At 62.0% G+C, this 16,754-nt stretch carries 16 protein-coding genes; 6 read left to right on the top strand and 10 right to left on the bottom strand.

Features of this window, described 5'->3' with window-relative positions:
- The first annotated feature begins 227 nt into the window (after positions 1–227).
- Positions 228–2,198: a pilus assembly protein TadG-related protein gene (locus EI969_RS21565; RefSeq protein ID WP_160389552.1), complete on the top strand. Its 1,971-nt coding sequence runs from the start codon at positions 228–230 to the stop codon at positions 2,196–2,198.
- On the opposite strand, the gene EI969_RS21560 is transcribed toward EI969_RS21565, so the two are convergent.
- Entirely contained in the window at positions 2,195–4,933 is a 2,739-nt protein-coding gene (locus tag EI969_RS21560) for a PAS domain-containing sensor histidine kinase (RefSeq protein WP_160389551.1), read from the bottom strand. The two genes, EI969_RS21565 and EI969_RS21560, sit on opposite strands and share 4 nt — an antisense overlap.
- Complete coding sequence (locus EI969_RS21555) at positions 4,930–5,370, bottom strand: TadE/TadG family type IV pilus assembly protein (RefSeq protein WP_160389550.1); 441 nt, start codon at positions 5,368–5,370, stop codon at positions 4,930–4,932. Before EI969_RS21555 ends, EI969_RS21560 begins: the two co-directional genes overlap by 4 nt.
- Before the next feature lie 75 nt (positions 5,371–5,445).
- On the opposite strand from EI969_RS21555, the gene EI969_RS21550 reads away from it, so the two are divergent.
- The 3 genes from EI969_RS21550 (at position 5,446) to EI969_RS21540 (ending at position 7,947) form a co-directional block, all read left to right on the top strand.
- Positions 5,446–5,916: a prepilin peptidase gene (locus tag EI969_RS21550; RefSeq protein WP_160389549.1), complete on the top strand. Its 471-nt coding sequence runs from the start codon at positions 5,446–5,448 to the stop codon at positions 5,914–5,916.
- A 108-nt stretch (positions 5,917–6,024) separates the two neighbouring features.
- Positions 6,025–6,807: a response regulator transcription factor gene (locus EI969_RS21545; RefSeq protein ID WP_160389548.1), complete on the top strand. Its 783-nt coding sequence runs from the start codon at positions 6,025–6,027 to the stop codon at positions 6,805–6,807.
- A gap of 888 nt (positions 6,808–7,695) precedes the next feature.
- Positions 7,696–7,947 carry a DUF6124 family protein gene (locus EI969_RS21540; protein WP_160389547.1) on the top strand — a complete coding sequence of 84 codons (252 nt, stop codon included), beginning with the start codon at positions 7,696–7,698 and terminating at the stop codon, positions 7,945–7,947.
- Between the two features lie 16 nt (positions 7,948–7,963).
- Here the strand turns inward: EI969_RS21540 and EI969_RS21535 are convergent, their stop codons facing one another.
- The 8 genes from EI969_RS21535 to cpaB are packed head-to-tail and all read right to left on the bottom strand — an operon-like array spanning position 7,964 to position 15,461.
- Positions 7,964–8,242: a DUF3613 domain-containing protein gene (locus EI969_RS21535; RefSeq protein WP_160389546.1), complete on the bottom strand. Its 279-nt coding sequence runs from the start codon at positions 8,240–8,242 to the stop codon at positions 7,964–7,966.
- A 12-nt stretch (positions 8,243–8,254) separates the two neighbouring features.
- Positions 8,255–8,968 (bottom strand): tetratricopeptide repeat protein, encoded by a 714-nt coding sequence (locus tag EI969_RS21530; protein ID WP_160389545.1) that lies wholly within the window; start codon positions 8,966–8,968, stop codon positions 8,255–8,257.
- 10 nt (positions 8,969–8,978) lie between these two features.
- Positions 8,979–9,869, bottom strand: coding sequence for a type II secretion system F family protein (locus tag EI969_RS21525; RefSeq protein ID WP_160389602.1), 891 nt, complete (start codon positions 9,867–9,869; stop codon positions 8,979–8,981).
- Positions 9,870–9,871: 2 nt separating this feature from the next.
- Positions 9,872–10,756, bottom strand: a complete 885-nt coding sequence (locus tag EI969_RS21520; RefSeq protein ID WP_160389544.1) for a type II secretion system F family protein — start codon at positions 10,754–10,756, stop codon at positions 9,872–9,874.
- Between the two features lie 9 nt (positions 10,757–10,765).
- Positions 10,766–12,046, bottom strand: coding sequence for a CpaF family protein (locus tag EI969_RS21515; RefSeq protein WP_160389543.1), 1,281 nt, complete (start codon positions 12,044–12,046; stop codon positions 10,766–10,768).
- Positions 12,043–13,233: a pilus assembly protein gene (locus EI969_RS21510; protein ID WP_160389542.1), complete on the bottom strand. Its 1,191-nt coding sequence runs from the start codon at positions 13,231–13,233 to the stop codon at positions 12,043–12,045. The genes EI969_RS21515 and EI969_RS21510 overlap by 4 nt, the downstream gene beginning before the upstream one ends.
- Entirely contained in the window at positions 13,230–14,492 is a 1,263-nt protein-coding gene (locus EI969_RS21505; protein ID WP_160389541.1) for a type II and III secretion system protein family protein, read from the bottom strand. Before EI969_RS21505 ends, EI969_RS21510 begins: the two co-directional genes overlap by 4 nt.
- A 21-nt stretch (positions 14,493–14,513) precedes the next feature.
- Entirely contained in the window at positions 14,514–15,461 is a 948-nt protein-coding gene (cpaB, locus tag EI969_RS21500) for a Flp pilus assembly protein CpaB (RefSeq protein ID WP_160389540.1), read from the bottom strand.
- Positions 15,462–15,784: 323 nt separating this feature from the next.
- Between cpaB and EI969_RS21495 the strand changes: the two genes are divergently transcribed.
- Both EI969_RS21495 and EI969_RS21490 read left to right on the top strand, forming a co-directional pair.
- The gene (locus EI969_RS21495; protein ID WP_160389539.1) at positions 15,785–15,982 is read left to right on the top strand and encodes a Flp family type IVb pilin; all 198 of its coding nucleotides are present in this window, start codon (positions 15,785–15,787) and stop codon (positions 15,980–15,982) included.
- A 75-nt stretch (positions 15,983–16,057) separates the two neighbouring features.
- A complete protein-coding gene (locus EI969_RS21490; protein WP_160389538.1) occupies positions 16,058–16,471 on the top strand; it encodes a response regulator in 414 nt (137 codons plus the stop codon).
- Positions 16,472–16,754 lie beyond the last annotated feature (283 nt).

Genomic DNA, 16,754 nt, shown 5'->3' with positions numbered 1-16,754 from the left:
CGGCTTGCTGGCGAGGGTCGTTAACGATAACGCGTGCGTCCTGATAGAACGCGGCGCACTTGAGTCCATCGCCAGCAAGCCGGCTCCTACAGTTCCTGCGTGATTGCGTGAGGAACCTTTTTTGGTACCGACACTGGCAAGTTGCCAGCAGCCTCTGCCACCCTTGACTACACTGCTTCTCACCAATGGAGGTAGCACCCGGCAGTGTGCCGGCAAAGGAGTGCGCCATGTCTCCCCGCCTGCAGTTTCGCGGCCCGGCCCGGCAACGGGGGGCGATCGGTTTGATGGCCGCGTTGACCCTGACAATGGCCCTGGGGTTCATGTTGCTGGTGGTCGACACCGGCAGGTTGTACCTGGAGCAACGCAAGCTGCAGCGCATCGCCGATGTGGCGGCACTGGAAGCGGTCAGTCGCAACGGCGATTGCCTGGTGCCGGCGACCACCGCGCCGACTTATGCCCAGGCCAGCGCCACTCGCAACGGCTATAACGCCGCCGACAGCATGACCCTGAACACCACCTGCGGCACTTTGCAGACGGGGGCCAATAACCTTCGGGCCTTCGCTGTCGATGCCAGCAAAAAAGACGCGGTTCGGGTGATCGTCACCCACACGGTACCGACCAGCATTGCGGCGGGTATTTATGCGCTGATGGGGCCTGGGCCCGTGGCCCTGACTACTCAGTTGACCGCCACGGCGGTCAGCGCCCCGGCGACTCTGCCGCCGCTGGCGATGTTGACTATCGGCAGCACGGCGCTGGTGGTCGACGCCAACAAATCAGCGGCCTTGAACCTGCTGCTGGGGCAGATGCTGGGCGGCAGCCTGAACCTGAGTGTCGCGGGCTGGCAGGGGCTGGTCGACACCCAGATCAGCCTGCTGGGTTACCTGAACCAATTGGCCCTCGACGTGAATGTCAGCGCAGGCAATTACACTCAATTGTTGAACACCAACATCAGCCTCAACCAATTGCTGAACACGGCCATCACCGTACTTCAGGCAGCGGGCCCGACGACCAGTGTGGCGGTCAGCGGGCTGACGGGTTTGAAGGCGGCCGCGGGCAGTACGTCGATTGTCCTGGGGCAATTGCTGCAACTGCAGACCGGGACGGTTTCATCGGCACTCAATACCAATTTGCAGGTGTTCCAGTTGGTCGAAGCCTTTATCCAGTTGGCCAACAGCCAGAACGCCGCCATCGCCAACATCCCGTTGAACATTCCGGGGCTGGCCAGTGGCGGGGTCAAGGTCAAAGTCATCCAGCCACCGCAGTTGTCTGCCATTGGCAACCCGGCGCTGGTGACTGGCCAGCTCAATGATCCCAACCGGATCTACGTGCGCACGGCGCAGGTGCGCACGGTGCTGTCACTCGAGTTGCCGGTGCTGTCCGGCATCACAGGCCTGGTCAACGAGGTCGCCAGCCCTACACTGCTGGGCGGTCTTGCGGACACCTTGAACAACTTGTTGCACCTCAATATTGCCGGCACGCTCGGCTCTCTGCTTTGCACGTTGACCGGATCCTGCGACAAGACCGACCTGAAGATCCTGCCGACGCCGACGATAGACATCGTGCTGGAGGTCGCCGCCGCCGATAGCCATGTGACCGGCTACACCTGCGCCAGCGCCGCCACCAAGACCCTCACCACCCAGACCAACACGTCGTTGGTCAAACTGAAGGTCGGTAGCATCGATACCGCCAACGCGTTTTCATCGTCAGCCGATGTCAGCGTGAAGCCCTTGGCGTTGATTGACATCGGCAAGGTCAGTTGTGTGTTCTGGAACTGCAACGTGAGCCCTCGCGTACCGTTTTATGGCGGCGGGCTCGGGGTGAAAATCGATACCTCGGTGGCCAGCACCCAAAGCAACCATGTCTATAACCAGCCACCGGAAATCAAACAGCCGCCGCTGTACTACAGCCTCGGTACGCAAGGCATCGTCAACAGTCTGAAGGCCACGCTGAGCGGAGTGCAGGTGCAGGCCTACAAACCCACCGGGTCGAGTCTGCTGGGTGATTTGCTGGTGGTTGCGGCCGGTACCCTCAACGGCATCAACAGTACATTGGGGGCCGCGATACAGACGTTGCTCAGCCCCGTGCTCGACCCCATTCTCGACGGGTTGCTGTCCAGTCTCGGGATTACCCTGAACAAGGTCGATGTCGGCGCCAACCTCAGTTGCAAACCGCCCGGACGCCCGTCGCTGGTGATCTAGTCCGCCAGCACGATCGGCAGTTCGATGCAGAAGCGCGCACCCTCGGTGGAGTTCCTCACGCTCAGTTTGCCGCCCATGTTTTCGACGATGCCGTAACTCACCGAGAGCCCCAGGCCGGTGCCGACGCCCACCGCCTTGGTGGTGAAGAACGGCTCGAATATGCGCTCCAGCAAACGCCGGTCGATACCGCCGCCGTTGTCCTCGACCCACAGGCGTACCGAGTGCGCATCCTGTTCGGCGTACAGCGAAATCCACGGTTTGAACCCGGGCTGGGTCTCGCGCTTGCCCAGCAGTGCGTCCCGGGCGTTGACCATCAGGTTGATCAGCACCTGTTCAAGCTGATCGACGTAGCCGCGCACCTGCACGTCAAAACCGGTCTCGCTGATGCGCAGGTCGATGCCCTTGCCGCGCAGGCCCTCGGACAACAGCGACAGCGTGCCTTCGATGGCCTGGGCCGGATTGAACGGTTGCTGCTCGATTTCCGAGCGGCGGCCGAACACCCGCATGTGGTCCACCACCCGCGCGGCGCGCTGCACTTGCGTGTCGATGCGGGTGAGCTTGTCGATCAGGTAATCGACCTGTACGTCGCCGTTGGCGAGGCGCTTGAGCACATTGACGATGGCCATGCGCATCACGTTCAACGGCTGGTTGATTTCATGGGCCAGGCCGGTGGCCATTTCACCGAGGGTGGCCATTTTCGCACTTTGCGTGAGCTGCTGTTGCGAGCGCCGCACCTCGGTATTGTCACGCCCCACGGCCTGAACCTCGAGCAAGCGGCCCTGTTCGTCGAACACCCCGCGATCGGACCAGACCCACCAGGCGTGCTCGCGGCCGGGCAGTTGCAGGTTGATCTCGGCGGTGCTCACCGGAAACTCGGGGCTCAGCTGGCTCAGTCGTTGGGTGAACGCGTCTCGTTGCTCCGGGGACATCCAGCTGCCCAGGTTCACCCCCGGCAATTGCTCGGGCGACAGTTCCAGATAGGTCGCCAACGGACGGTTGCCGAAGGTCAGGGTCAGGTCCGGCTGGTAGCGGCAGATCATCGCCGGCGAGTCTTCCACCAGAATCCGGTAGCGTTCCTCACTCTGGCGAACCTGCTCGGTGGCCAGGGTCGCTTCGGTGACGTCCAGCCACAGGCCCACGGCTTCCACCGGCAAGCCGAGGTCGTCGCGCAGCAACTTCGCTTCATCGAGCAGCCAGTGATAATCGCCGCGGCTGTCGCGCAAGCGATAGCGCGCACGCACCGAGCCTTCACGCAGCAACTGCCGGGTGCGCTCGAAATACTGCGGGCGGTCGTCGGGGTGCACCCGCTCGACCAGCGTTCCGGGGGCGCAGTCGGCCAGGGTCCAGCCGAGCAATGGCAACAGGCTGTCGCTGAAGAACACCGGTTGCAGCGCGCCTTCGTCATATCGCTGCACATAGATCACTGCCGGAGAGCTGGCGATCAGATTGTCCAGGCGTGCATGGGCGGCGGCGGCGCTCTGCTGCTGATTCTTGATGTCGCTGATGTCGAGCATGAAACCCACCAGCCGACGGTGTTTTCCCACCCCCAAGGCCTGGCCTTGCAGGCGGTACCAGACGGGGTCGGGCACATCGTCGGGGCGGAACAGGCGCACGCACATCAGTAGCGGCACGCCCGACGCTTGCAAGTCTTGCAGGCGCATGCGCAGCTCTTCGCGGTCGGCGGGATACACCTGATCAAGCCAGTTCTGCACGGACAAATGCGATTGAAGGTTCAGGGCTGTGGCCAGCGAAGGCGCCAACTGCACCTCGTCGCTGTCACTGAAGACTTCCCACCAGCCCGTGCCCAACAACGCTTGCAGCGATTCCAGGCGTTCCAGTTGCAGATGATGACGGTGCTCGCGCAGGCGTTCGAGCAAGGGGCTGGCGAGCGCGGCGGTGATTTGCAGCCAGTCGCGTTCCGTGACGTCGGGCGCGCGTTGAGGCGCCGTGTAGAAACCGCACAGCAACCAGGCGACCACCCCATGCGCATCGTGGTAAGGCACGGCGAAGCCATCGGTATTGCCGAAGGTGTCCTGCAGGCGCGGGTGTTCGCGCAGGGTCAGGTGCTGCGGTGCCGAGCCGCTCAGACTGTCCAGCCCGGTGCCCAGGCGCTGGCCGTTTTGCCAGAGCTGCGGTGCATCGAAAGCGCCGTAGTGCTGGTGAATTTGCCAGCCCTGTTCCTGCTCATCGAGCAAGGCCAAGGCAATGCAGGGGATCTGAAAACGCATGGTCAGGCATTGCAGTTGGTCGCCCAGCACGTCGGGCAGGCGCGTCAGGCTGCACAGGCGCAACTGTTCGGCGATCTGCATCGCCAGCACCTGGCATTGCTCGCGGTTGCGCGATTGTCGGCGCTCCATCAGCAAGTCGCCGATGTCGAGCAACTGCAACAACCAGGCCTCGGCCAAGGGCTGCACCCAGCCGCGCAAATGCAGCGGCGGACCGCTGAGGCTGTAAAAATCCAGGTCCAGGGTCTGGCCCTGCCAGTGCGTCGGCGCACCTTCGATGACCAGGCAGCTGTGGGGCAACAGGAAGTCGAGCAGGTGCGGTGCCTGCGCGCGGGGCGGTTGCTGGGCCAGCAAGTGGCGCAGCGGACCGCTCAGTTGAACGACACGGCCCTCTGCGTTGAGCTGCATCTGCAATCCGAAACCCTGCACCCGCAGCGTCTCCGGCAACTCCTGCGGGGGCGGCGGATGGCGGTGGAGCAGGCGCCCGAAAAGTTTATCCCCAGCGCTCAAAACTGCAGGCTCGAACTGGCCGTGAGGGTGGCCGGCAGATTGGGTACCTGACCGATGCCCGGCAAATTCAGGAACGGAATGACGGCGCTGATTTTACTGGTGGGGTAATTGATGCGAACGGTCAGCAACCCGTCCACGAAGTTGACGGTGGCGTCGGTGGCGGCATCGAAGTTCAGGGCCGGTGGAATCCAGGCTGTTTGCGTGGTCAGCTCCGTTGTGGCGCGGGCAATCAGGGCGGCATTGTAGCCGGGGGTAGCCGGGTCCAGCGCCACGCTGCGGCGCACGGCTTCGGCGGTCGACTGGTTGAACGACTGCATCAGCAACAGCGGCAGGCTGTAACTGATGATGCCGTAGAACACGCCAAAGAAAATGATGAACACCAGGGCGAACTCAATCGCTGCGGCACCTTTTTGTTTGTGGGGGAGGCTGGCTTTCATGAGTGCGTCTACCCTGACCATCACTGTGTAATGTCAGCATAGAATCATTCAGCCGAAACGGACGTTTTTTACCGAATGCAGAGCTTTGTCCTACTGATCTGGTTGGCACTGTGCGCCGCACAGGATGCCCGCCAACGGCACATCGCCAATGGCCTGACCCTGGGCGTCGGCGCCCTGGCCCTGGCATGGCTGCTGTGGAGCGGCACGACCTGGCTGGGCGCCGAGGCGCAACAGGGGGGCTGGGCGTTGTTGCTGGCGCTGGGCTTCACGCTGCCGGGTTATTCCATGAGGCGCCTGGGCGGCGGCGACGTGAAACTCATGGCCGCCCTGGGTCTTGCGACGGACGGTATGCACGTGCTCGGTACGTTTATTGGCGCCGGTTTGGCCAGTGTTTTCTGGCTGCTGCTGGCGCCAAGAGTCTGGCTTCATATGAGTCAAGGGCTTAGAACCCATCTTTGTTATATGGCGCCTGGAATGTCAAAGAAGCAGCCATTTGCTCCGTTCGTGCTGGCGGGAATGCTGCTGACATTGGCCTGGCTCCGCTAATCGAGCCTTGTATGTACATAGCCGGAAACTACGTCTACTTTTCAGACTGTACAGCCGCTGGCTGTCGGTGAGGGACGGGTCAACCTTTGGCCTGACAGGGAGTTGCACGTGAGCAAGTTTACTTCGGCAGTAAAAGTCCTTGTGGTCGACGATGCGCCTCTGATCGTTGAAGAGCTTTGCGAGTTTCTGGAGAGCAAAGGTTACCGTTGTGTTCCCTGCGAGTCGGGTCGTCAGGCGATCGAGCGTTTCAACGAAGACCTCGATATTGGCTTGGTGCTGCTGGACTTGCACATGCCCGGCATGGATGGCCTTGAGCTGATGCAGGAGCTGCAGCGGCTGTCGGGCAAGCACCGGGCGTTCGAGGCGATCATGCTCACCGGGCATGCCGACAAGCAGGACGTGATCAAGGCCTTGCGTGCTGGCGTTGCCGACTACTACCAGAAGCCGATCGACCTGAATGAGTTGTTCGAAGGTTTGCAGCGTCAGGAAATTGCCTTGCAGGAGAAGCACAAGAACCTGCAGTTGGGGCATTTGAATCAGAAGCTGCAGTATTTGTCCGAGTCGATCGATGATCTGTACCAGGACCTGGACAAGGTGCGGCGTGGTCCGCAGGCGGTGGACTCAGGTGAGCGGGGTGGCGCTGATGTCGATGCGCTGGAGATTCCGGCGATTTTCCATCAGCTGTCGCCACGGCAACTGGAGGTGGCGCGGTTGGTGGGCAAGGGGCAGACCAATTATCAGATTGCCTGTGAGTTGGGGATTACCGAGAACACGGTGAAGTTGTATGTGTCGCAGGTTTTGCGGTTGACGCATATGCATAATCGGACGCAGTTGGCTCTGGCTTTGTCGCCCAGCAGTTCGGGGGGGCGGCAGCGGATTACGGCGCATTGATTTTTTAGGTTGTGTACATATCCATTTCTTCGGTAACGGCGGCTTACGGTTTCGCCCTTACGGCGAGTCCCTTTTGTCAAACGACACAAAAGGAACCAAAAAGTCTCGCCCCTTGCGTACGGCCCCTCGCTAAGGCTCGGGGTTCCTTCGCTCCGGTATCCATCCGGGGACACTGCCCTCCGGTCGGCTTCGCTTCGACCTACATGCAGCGTGTTCGACTGCGTCGAACGGCGCTGCGCGCCAATCCCCGGATGAACACCTCCACTCAGCCTCCCGAGGGGGCGGGTGGATCAAGATCAAGAGCTGCAGGCGAGCTAACGCTCGGCCTGATGAGTGGTGAAGAGCAGCGGGTGTACGCGGCTTTTGCTTTTGCTTTTCTGTGGGAGCGAGCTTGCTCGCGATGACGGCCTGCCAGCCGACAATCTCTTTGAGATGTACTCAATCCCTGTAGGAGCTGGCTTGCTAGCGATGGCGGCCTGCCAGCCACCCAATCTCTTCCGAATGTACCCAACCCACTGTAGGAGCTGGCTTGCCAGCGATGGCGATCTGTCAGCCCACCAACGTTGTGTAGTTTTCCTCAAACCCCAAGGAAACCTCCGACACGCTTTTCAGGTTGTCCCTCGGAAGTACGATCTCTAGCCTTTGTCCGTCACTGCAAATTCAGTGATCGGGCTGTCGCGGCCTGTTAAGTCTACTTGGTGCATAATCCACCGCCCTAAACTGAAGCACTTCAGTGCTGTCGTTTGATGTAATGGTGGCTGTGCGCGGGATACCTTCGGGTATGCCGGGTTTCCAAGTAGCTCGGTCCGCGACCCCGCGTACAGCTGCCACCCTTGATTGCTGTCGCGGCGATCAGTGGCAACTCCTTCTCATACTTGGAGCTTCACCATGATCAAACCCACCCCCAATCCCCCCAAAAACAAACCCGGCACAATGTTCCTCATCGCCCCTGACATCGACATCGAAACCCTGCTGGCCCATGCCTGTGAATCGCTGGCGTCGGCGAGTGTGATGGCGAGTGATTTTGCGGGGTTTCTGCAGGGCTCCCAGCGCAACACGCTGCTGGGCATTGCGCAGGTGATCATGCTGGGTGAGCTGGCGGTGAATCGGGCGCTGGATAATCTCGATCCGCAGGACTGAACACCGGCTAATCAGGTCAGCCTCCCGACCCGCCGCTATAGACCTTGCCCCCGGCGTCCTGGTCCCAGAACTGTGGGATTTCATGCTGGAAGCTTTTGAGCCAGCGTTGCATGGCCAGTTCGCGTTCGGTGGCGCTGGCGGTTTGGGGTTTGTCGGAGGCGACTTTGTTGCGGGCCTGCAGTTGTAGCCAGCCTTCGGTTTCCTGTTGTTGTGGCGACGCCGGGCCGGCGTCGATGGCGTGGGCGGTGAGGGGCAGGGCCAGCAGGCCGAGGCAGCAGAGGGTGGTCGGTTTCATCCTGGGCGTTCCCTATTGAAGGGCCTGTGGGGATACGGCGGCGACTTGCGCGGCGATGCTCGGGCCCGGCCTGGCCGGGGCCTTGAGTTTTTCGGCGCGGGCCTGGGCTTCGGTGACCTGGGCCGGGGTCAGGCCGATGCGGCTGACCAGTTCGGCAGCGCGGCTCCAGTCGTCTTGATAGATCAGCAGGGTCACCAGATTCACGGCCGCCAGTTGATCGCTTTGCTTGAGTTCGATGGCGGTGAGGAATTCGAATTTGGCGTCTTCGACCCGCAACTGATTGAGGTACACCACGCCCAGGTCGTTGCGGACTTTTGCGTCGGTGGGCGCCAGTCGCGCGGCCCGTTGCAGGTGGGCCTGGGCCTGGCCGTTATCGCCGCTGGCGGCGGCGAGTTGGCCCAGGCCATGTTCGGCTTCGGCCGCCAGGCAAGTGCCGAGCAGGCTGCGGTACAACGGCTCGGCTTCGCTGCGGCCCAATTGCCGATAGACCTTGGCCTTGCGCAGGCGTACGTCGGCGAGGTTGTCCGGCAGGTTTTGCAGGTTGGCCAGGCTGGCGTGCAGTTTGCCGTCCTTGGCCATGTCGTCGGCGAGGTTCATCGACAGCTGTTCCTCGGAGCTCAGCTTGCCGCAACTGGCGGTGCTGGTCAGGGCGCTCCAGGGTGTCTGGCCGTTGCTGGCGCAGCCGCTCAACAGCAGCAGACTCAAACCGGCTATCAATGCTTTCATCAGGTTCCCTCTAGGAAGCAAAGGCCCGGGACAGGGCGGTGAAGCCCGGTCCGGCCAGGACGATCAACAACGCCGGGAAGAGAAACAGCATCATCACGACGGACATTTTCGCGGACATCTTGGAGATGTATTCCTGCAGGCGCGTCAGGCGCCGGTCATCGAGCAATTGTTTGAGCGCCAGCAAGGACTTCATCGCGCCGCCGCCCTGGTGGATCAACTGTTGAAGGATCACGCAGGTGTCGGTGAACTCGTCTACCGCGAGTAATCGGGTGGTCTTGTTCAGCTCTTCGCCCAGCTCCAGCCCGGAATCGACACGGGCCAGAATCAGGCGCAATTCATGGGTCAGGGCGGGCAGCAATTGCTTGCCCTCCTGGCTCAGCACGCGCAGCGACTGCTCCACCGCCATGCCCGATTCGAACAGGACGCGCAGCAGTGAGATAAAGGTCGAGGTCTCGGTTGCCAGTTGCTTTTGCCGACGCTGTGCGGCGGCGGCCAGCATGCGTTTGGGCAACAGATAGCCGATGCCGGCGGCGAATGCCGGGGCGATCCAGTGGCTCTCGACATCGGGGTAGAACAGCCCCTGGATCAGCAGGCACAAGGACAGTGCCAGCAGCGGTACGCCCACCTGCAAGGCGGCGAACATCGAGCGTTGACGTACGCTGCGCCAGCCCAGGCGGTTGAGCAGGGTCTGGGTTTCGTTGTCCATTTTTACCGACTGCTGCCCCAGGCGGCTGGCGCCCAGGGCGTGCAGCAGCAGGCTGAAGCGGCTGTCGCCCGGCGCCTTGCCGTCCAGCCGTTGGGTCACCTGGCGCTTGCGTCGCTGCTGATCCAGCAAGGCGCTGAGCAGCAACAGTGCGGCGCCGAACAGTAGAAGTGCGCTCACCAGCAAGGGCATCTGCATATTCATAGGCTGCGCATCATGCGCCACAGCGCCAGGCAACCGATCACCTGCAAACCGAAGGCACTGGCCAGCATCATTTGCCCCGAGCTGTCGTGCCACATGGAAAGCAGATAGGTTGGATTGGTGAGTAGAAAGTAGCCGGCGACGGTCACCGGCAACAGGGCGAGGACCACCGCCGTGATTCGGGTTTCGCCGGTCATGGCTTTTAATTGGCGAGACGCCTGCTCGCGTTCGCGGATTATCTTGATCAGGTTTTCCAGCAGCTCACTGGCATTGCCGCCGTAGCGGTGGTTGACCTTCAAGCCGAGGGCGAACAGGCGCAGTTCATCTTTCTCGTACAGTTCGGCGAAGTCTGACGTGGCGTCCGCCAGGCTGACCCCCAGTTGCACATTGCGCTGAATCCGGCCCATGGCATTTTTCAGCGGGTCTTCGGCGGCATCGATGGCGCCGAGCACGGCATCGGCCAGGGTCCGTCCGGATTTCAGGCTGCGCACGGCGTGGTCGAGCAGCGTCGGCAGTTGTTCGATCATGCGCGCGAGGCGACGTTGATAACGCCAGCTGATGAACAGCCGTACCACCGCCGGCGGTATCAGCAGCAACAGCAAGGCGCCGATCCAGCCCCCCAGGGCGAAGCCCAGCAGCACCCCGAGTATCCAGAACGCCAACCATTGGCCGAGGCGTTCGGCGGGGCGTCCGAGGCCGGCGCGCAGGAATGCCCGGTCAAGACCTGCCCACGACGATTTCTGCACGATCCGCTGCGGTTGCCCCTGGTTCAGGCGCCCGAGAATCCGTTCGTTGCCGGTCTGGCGCAAACCGTTATAGAGCAAGTGCAGCGACAGCCCGAGAAAGATCAGGCAAACGAGGATGAGCAGCGCCGGTTTGAGCATGCGATGGCCTCAGTACGCCGAAGGAGACAGCGCCGAGTCCCGGCGCAGTTTGTCGCCCGCCGGGTTGACCGCTTCGCGCAGGAAACCGAAACCTGTGCGGCGATCGAGACGGAACAGGGTGTTGGTGACATACACGTCGTCTCGCACGCCGACGACTTCCACCACTTCGCTGACGCAGCGGCGACCGTCGGGCATGCGGGTAAGCTGGATGACCACGTCGAGCGCCGCGCAGATCATCTGCCGCAGGGTGCGTTCGGCGATGCTGCGGCCGGTCAGGCCTACCAGGGTCTCCAGGCGCAGCAGCGCATCCTGGGCGTTGTTGGCGTGTACGGTACTCATGGATCCGTCGTGGCCGGTGTTCATGGCGGTCAGCACATCGACCACTTCGACGCCGCGAATTTCGCCGAGGATGATCCGGTCCGGCCGCATCCGCAGGGCGTTGCGAATCAGGTCGCTGGCTTTGACTTCGCCATGGCCTTCGGCATTCGGTGGCCGGGTTTCCAGGCGCACGACGTGAGGGTGGCCCAGTTGCAGTTCGGCGACGTCTTCGATGGTGACCAGGCGTTCGTGCGGGTTGATCAACTGGCTGAGAATGTTCAGCAGCGTGGTCTTGCCGGTGCCGGTGCCGCCGCTGATCAGGATGTTGCAGCGTTTGCCCACGGCTTCCTGAATGAATTCGAAAATTGCCTGGTCGATGGTTTGCATCGCCATCAGGTCGGTGCTCTTGAGCATGTCCTGGCGGAATTTGCGGATCGACAGGCACGGGCCATCGAGGGCAATCGGCGGAATGATCGCGTTGACCCGGCTGCCGTCCGGCAGGCGCGCGTCGACCATTGGCGAGGACTCGTCGAGGCGTCGGCCCAGCGGCGCGAGAATCCGCTGCATGACGCGTTCGACGTGATGCGCATCGATGAAGCGCAAGTCGCTCAGATGCAGCACGCCGTCGCGTTCGACAAACACCCGGTGCGGGCCGTTGACCAGAATCTCGGTCACCGCCGTGTCGCGCAGCAGCACTTCCAGCGGGCCGAAACCGGTGAGCTCGTCGACGATCTCTTCGGCCAGACGCTCCATTTCGTAGCGGGAAATCGCCAGGTGCAAGCGCGCGATGTACTCGGCCACTTTGTCGATCACGAACTGCGACAGCACCTGCCGCGAACCTTCCAGCAGGTTTTTCCCGGACTCTTCGATGGCGTCGATGATGTAGCGGTGCAACACCAGTTTCAGGCCTTCGTGGTCGGTGTTGCCGACCGCGCCGCGCTGGGGTGAGCCGAAGAGTTTTTCACCGTTCATTGTGCGCCCCTCAAGCGGTTGAACCAGCCGGTCTTGGGTTTGGCCAGGCCTTCGGAACGTTTGGCCAGGCGGTCGCCGAGGGCGCGCAGGCCCTGGGTTAGGCCTTCGCGAGGGGCCAGTTCGAACAAGGTCAGGCCCTGGTTCTTGGCGTTGAGGCGTACTTCCGGGCTGTAGGCGAGGGTGGCGATGATCTCCAGGCCGAACGTCTTGCCCAGGGTGTCAGAGTCCGGGGCGACGTTGCGCAGGTAGCGGTCCACGAGCAATTTGGCGTGATCGAGCTTCATGCCTTTTTCGCGCCACAGATTGAGCACCGCGAGGTTGCGGCGGCAGTCGAGAACGTTCTGGTCGGTGTACCACAGCAGTTTGTCGCAATGGCTGACGAAGGTGCGCAGCGCTTCGCTGTCCGGCTGCCCGGTGAGGTTCACCACGATGTGCTGGAAGTGTTGGCGCAAGGCGCTGAGGAGCATGTACAGCTCGGCGGCGCTGGTGTGTTCCAGCGGTTCATCGCCCGCGGCGTAAGCGAGGATGCGCAGCCCTTCGGCGCAACTGGTGAAGGCGCTGTCGATCAGCGTGGCGTCCAGCCGGCGCAGATGGCGCAAGGCATCGCCGAAATGAAACGAGCTCTCCAGGCCGAGCAACGCCAGGCTGTCACCACGAGGCAAACCCAGGTCCAGCAGCAGCGTATGTTGACCGCTCTTTTGCACCACTTGCGCCATGTGCGTGGCCAGCAACGCGCCGTCGGCGCTGCTTTGCACGCCATACAGCACGGTCAGGCCGCCCAGGTGCGTATTCGGCGTGACGGCGGGCAGGCGTTTGCTCAGGCGCCGCACCAGCCCCGCTACTTCACTGGAGCGTGAACCATAGGCCACGAAGTCCCGGGCTCCGGCGCGCATCGCATTGAGTACCAGTTGGTTGTCCATGCCGTCGCCCAGCGCGACGATCGCCAGCATCGGCTTGGCTTCCAGCGCGCCTTCGATCAACGCGCTCTGCGCCACCACGTGGTCGCGGTCCAGGCCGATGAACACCAGGCTGGCGAAGGTCACGTCGACCAGTGCCAGGAGTTCATCGAGGCTGCCGCCACCGGCGCTGACCACCTGGCCCAGAGGCGCGAGCGCACCTTGCAGCCATTCCAGGTCGGTGCTGTTGCGCGTGATTGCGAGGAAGGTTTGACTGAGGTTCTGGCTCATTGCGATAACCCGCTGCGTTTATCGAAGTTGCCGTTTTCGAGGAAGTACATTCGATACCAGTTCGGGTCGTAGTTGCGCAGTTGTTCACCGGGCAGCGACGGCAGTTGGGCATTGGCGGCCAGCGGCTGCACCAGGTGCGGCGTGACGATCATCAGCAGTTCGCGTTCTTCGCGGTTGATCGAAGAACTGCGAAAAAACGCGCCGAGAATCGGGATATCGCCCAGCCCCGGAAACTTGTCCACCTGCGAGGTGTTTTGCGTGCTGATCAAACCGCTGATGACAAAGCTCTCGCCATCGGCCAGGGAGATGCTGGTGTCAGTGCGGCGGATGGTGAAGGCCGGCACCGTGGTGCCGCCGATGGTCACGGCGTTGTTGTAGTCCAGTTCGCTGACTTCGGGCGCGACCTTGAGGGCGATCTGGTCATTGCTGACCACGGTCGGCGTCAGCGTCAGGCGGATGCCGAATTCCTTGTATTCGATGGAGTAGCTGTTGCTGTTGGCGCTGGGGATCGGAATCGGGATTTCTCCGCCGGCGAGGAAGCTCGCGCTTTGTCCGCTGATCGCCACCAGGCTGGGCCGCGCCAGGGTGTAGGCAAAACCGCTGCTTTCCATGGCATTGATGATGGCGAGGAAGTTACCGCCGCCGGCGACGATGTTGAACATGTCGTTGGCCAGCGGAATGCTCGGCACGGCGATGCGTGGGTCGAGGTTGCGCAGCGGGAATACCCGGGGCGTCACGGCGGTGTTGGGGACGGTGCCGGGCGAGCCGAACAGGAAGTTCGAGTTCTTGCCGTAGATCGAGGTGCTGGCTTCCTTGAGCTTGGTGCGGCTGACTTCGACGAAGCGGATGTCGGTCTGCACCTGGGACGGCAGCAACGGGTTATCGGAGGGCAACTTGCTGGCGCTGGTCATGGCGGCGGTGGCGCGCCCCTGGACGAACACCATGCTCTGGCGCGGCGCGCTGGCGCAGGCCGTCCAGACCATCAGGCTGGTGGCGCCGGGGGCCATGCCGGTGAGCAGCAAGGCCTGACTGCCGTTGACCCGCACGTCGGCAATTTTCGGGTCGCCCACGGCCACGCGGGTGACGGCCACCGGCGATTGCAGTTCCTGTTGCAACCCTTCGCCGACTTCCATTGCCGCCGGCAACGGACCGAGCGCGGCGCAATTGCCCACCGCCGCCGAGACCGCACCGGCTGGCAGGCCGCCGAGCAAAGCGACCCAGATCATGCCGTTGAACAACGGCGTAAAACGTCTGCGCATGGAAAGGCGTCCTTGCTCGATTCAGGGTGCTTGTTGAGTGATTTCGTTGCCGCGAATGACTTCCACGCTCGGCTTGCGCGGCGTGGTTGCAGAGTTTGTCGCGACTGGTTTGGGCGGCGCCGTCATGGCCAGTTGGCTGAACTGCAACAGCTCGCGGTTGGCATTGGCCAGGCTGGCAGCCGAGTTGCTTTCGCCGGCCCAGTAGCGCGCCAGGCGTTTTTCCTCGGCGCTGCGCACGGCCAGGCGCAACACGCCGGCCTGGGTCGCGAGCATCAGGCGGCTCACCAGTTGCTCGGGAACGGCGAGCAACACGGTCCGGGCCGTGACGCGCGATTGATCCAGCCTGAGTTTTTCATCGGCGCTGCGCGCCGGGCTGGCAGGCTGGCCGTCGTTGGTCAGGCCCAGTTGTTCGCCGACCCCGAGTACCCGCAAGGCCGGCACCACCAGTTGTGCCGTTGGCTGAACGTTGAGGCTGTCCATGCGCAGGAACAGCAGCACGTCGACATAGTCGCCGGGTGTCAGTTGCCCGCCGGCATTGACCACTTCGTCCACGGCAACCGCCAGGGCGCGCTCATCGGGGCGGATCATCCGTGACAGCTTGCTGCCGGCTTCGAAGCTGTCATCGTTGAGCCAGTTGCCGGCGGCGAGGGCGCGCCAGGGTGTGCGGCCAATCGCCTGGTCAAGGCTGGTCAGGCTGCCGGCGGGCACGGTGTGCAGTTTTTCCAGGGTGACATCGGCGGCGGTGATCGGCGCAAACGGCGCAACATCGTTGATCAGCACGACCACGGGATGAAGGGTAGGGTCTTCTGCCGGAGCAGGCACCTGGGCGTTGGCGGGCGCTGCGCTGACGGTGGTTTGGGCAACGGGTTCAGGGGCCGGCTGACGACTCAATGCGAGCCCCCAGTACCCGGCAATGATGGCACCGACCAGAAACAATCCGGCGAGGCCCAGAGTGACACGGCTGTTCATGTAGGCTCTCCCTTTCCTGCTGCGCAAAAACTCGTCCTTTCCGACGAGACAACTTCGCAATCAGGCAGCTATGAACATGGAACTATTTCGCTATGTGACGGTAGCTCAGCTAGAGCGAAATGCCATTACCGCGGGGGAAATATCTAACGAAAGTGCGAACTTGCGACGAAATGACCGGTTTTTTGACGTCAACGAAACGGTTAATACTTTAGTGTTAATGCGTATTTACAGTTGTTGGGCCGGGGAATGCCGACAATGCTGGTGCTGGCACTGGGGAATCATGTTGCGTCCGTGCAACACCCGTCGTCGTCCAGGAGAATGTCATGTCTTTTTCCACGCTTGTTCAGAAGGTCAAATCCGAGATCGTTTTCTACAAAAACCTCGCCAAGGACACCGAGGGGGCTTCGGGCATTGAGTACGCCATGATTGCCGGGATGGTGGCGGTTGCGTTGGCTGCCTTCGTGACACCGATCAAGACGGCGGTCAGCGCGATGTTCACCACGATCTCAGGGGCGCTGTGACAAGGAAATCGGTCATTTGCCATTGTTTAAAACGGTTCCTTACGTCAGCGCTTCGTCCAATGCAGGTGTTGCCTCATGAACGCTCTCGCACAGCCACGCCAACAGTTGCTTCTGGTGGATGACGAAGAGGACGCACTGCTTGAGTTGGCGGAGTTGCTGGAGGGCGAGGGGTTCAATTGTTTTACCGCCACTTCGGTCAAGCTCGCGTTGCAGCATCTGACGCGGCATCCTGACATTGCTTTGGTGATAACTGATTTGCGTATGCCGGAGGAGAGTGGCATGTCGTTGATCAGGCGCTTGCGTGAGCATACGGCTCGTGAGCATTTGCCGGTGATTGTGATGTCGGGGCATGCGGATATGGACGATGTCAGTGATATGTTGCGGTTGCAGGTGTTGGATCTTTTTCGCAAGCCTATCTATCACGTGCGGTTGTTGGAGACGCTCAATAATCTTTTTCCGTTGCCTCAGGTTTACTTGGTTAGGAGGTGATGGGGGCATATCCGTTTTTTCGGTAACGGCGGCTGGCGGTTTCGCCCTTACGGCGAGTCACTTTTTTTACAAGCGCCTAAAAAAAGTAACCAAAAAAACGCTCGCCCCTTGCGTCCGGCCCCTCGCCTAGGCTCGGCGTTCCTTCGCTCCGGTATCCATCCGGGGGCATCGCCCTCCGGTTGGCTTCGCTGGCACCTACATGCGATGAGTTCGACTGCGTCGAACGGCGCTGCGCGCCAATCCCCGGATGAACACCTCCACTCAGCCTTCCGAGGGGGCGGGT

This window comes from Pseudomonas sp. PB101 (assembly GCF_009764265.1).
In the GTDB taxonomy this organism is placed as follows: domain Bacteria; phylum Pseudomonadota; class Gammaproteobacteria; order Pseudomonadales; family Pseudomonadaceae; genus Aquipseudomonas.
Note: the sequence above shows the minus strand (reverse complement) of the source record. Positions and strands in the feature narration are given on the sequence as shown.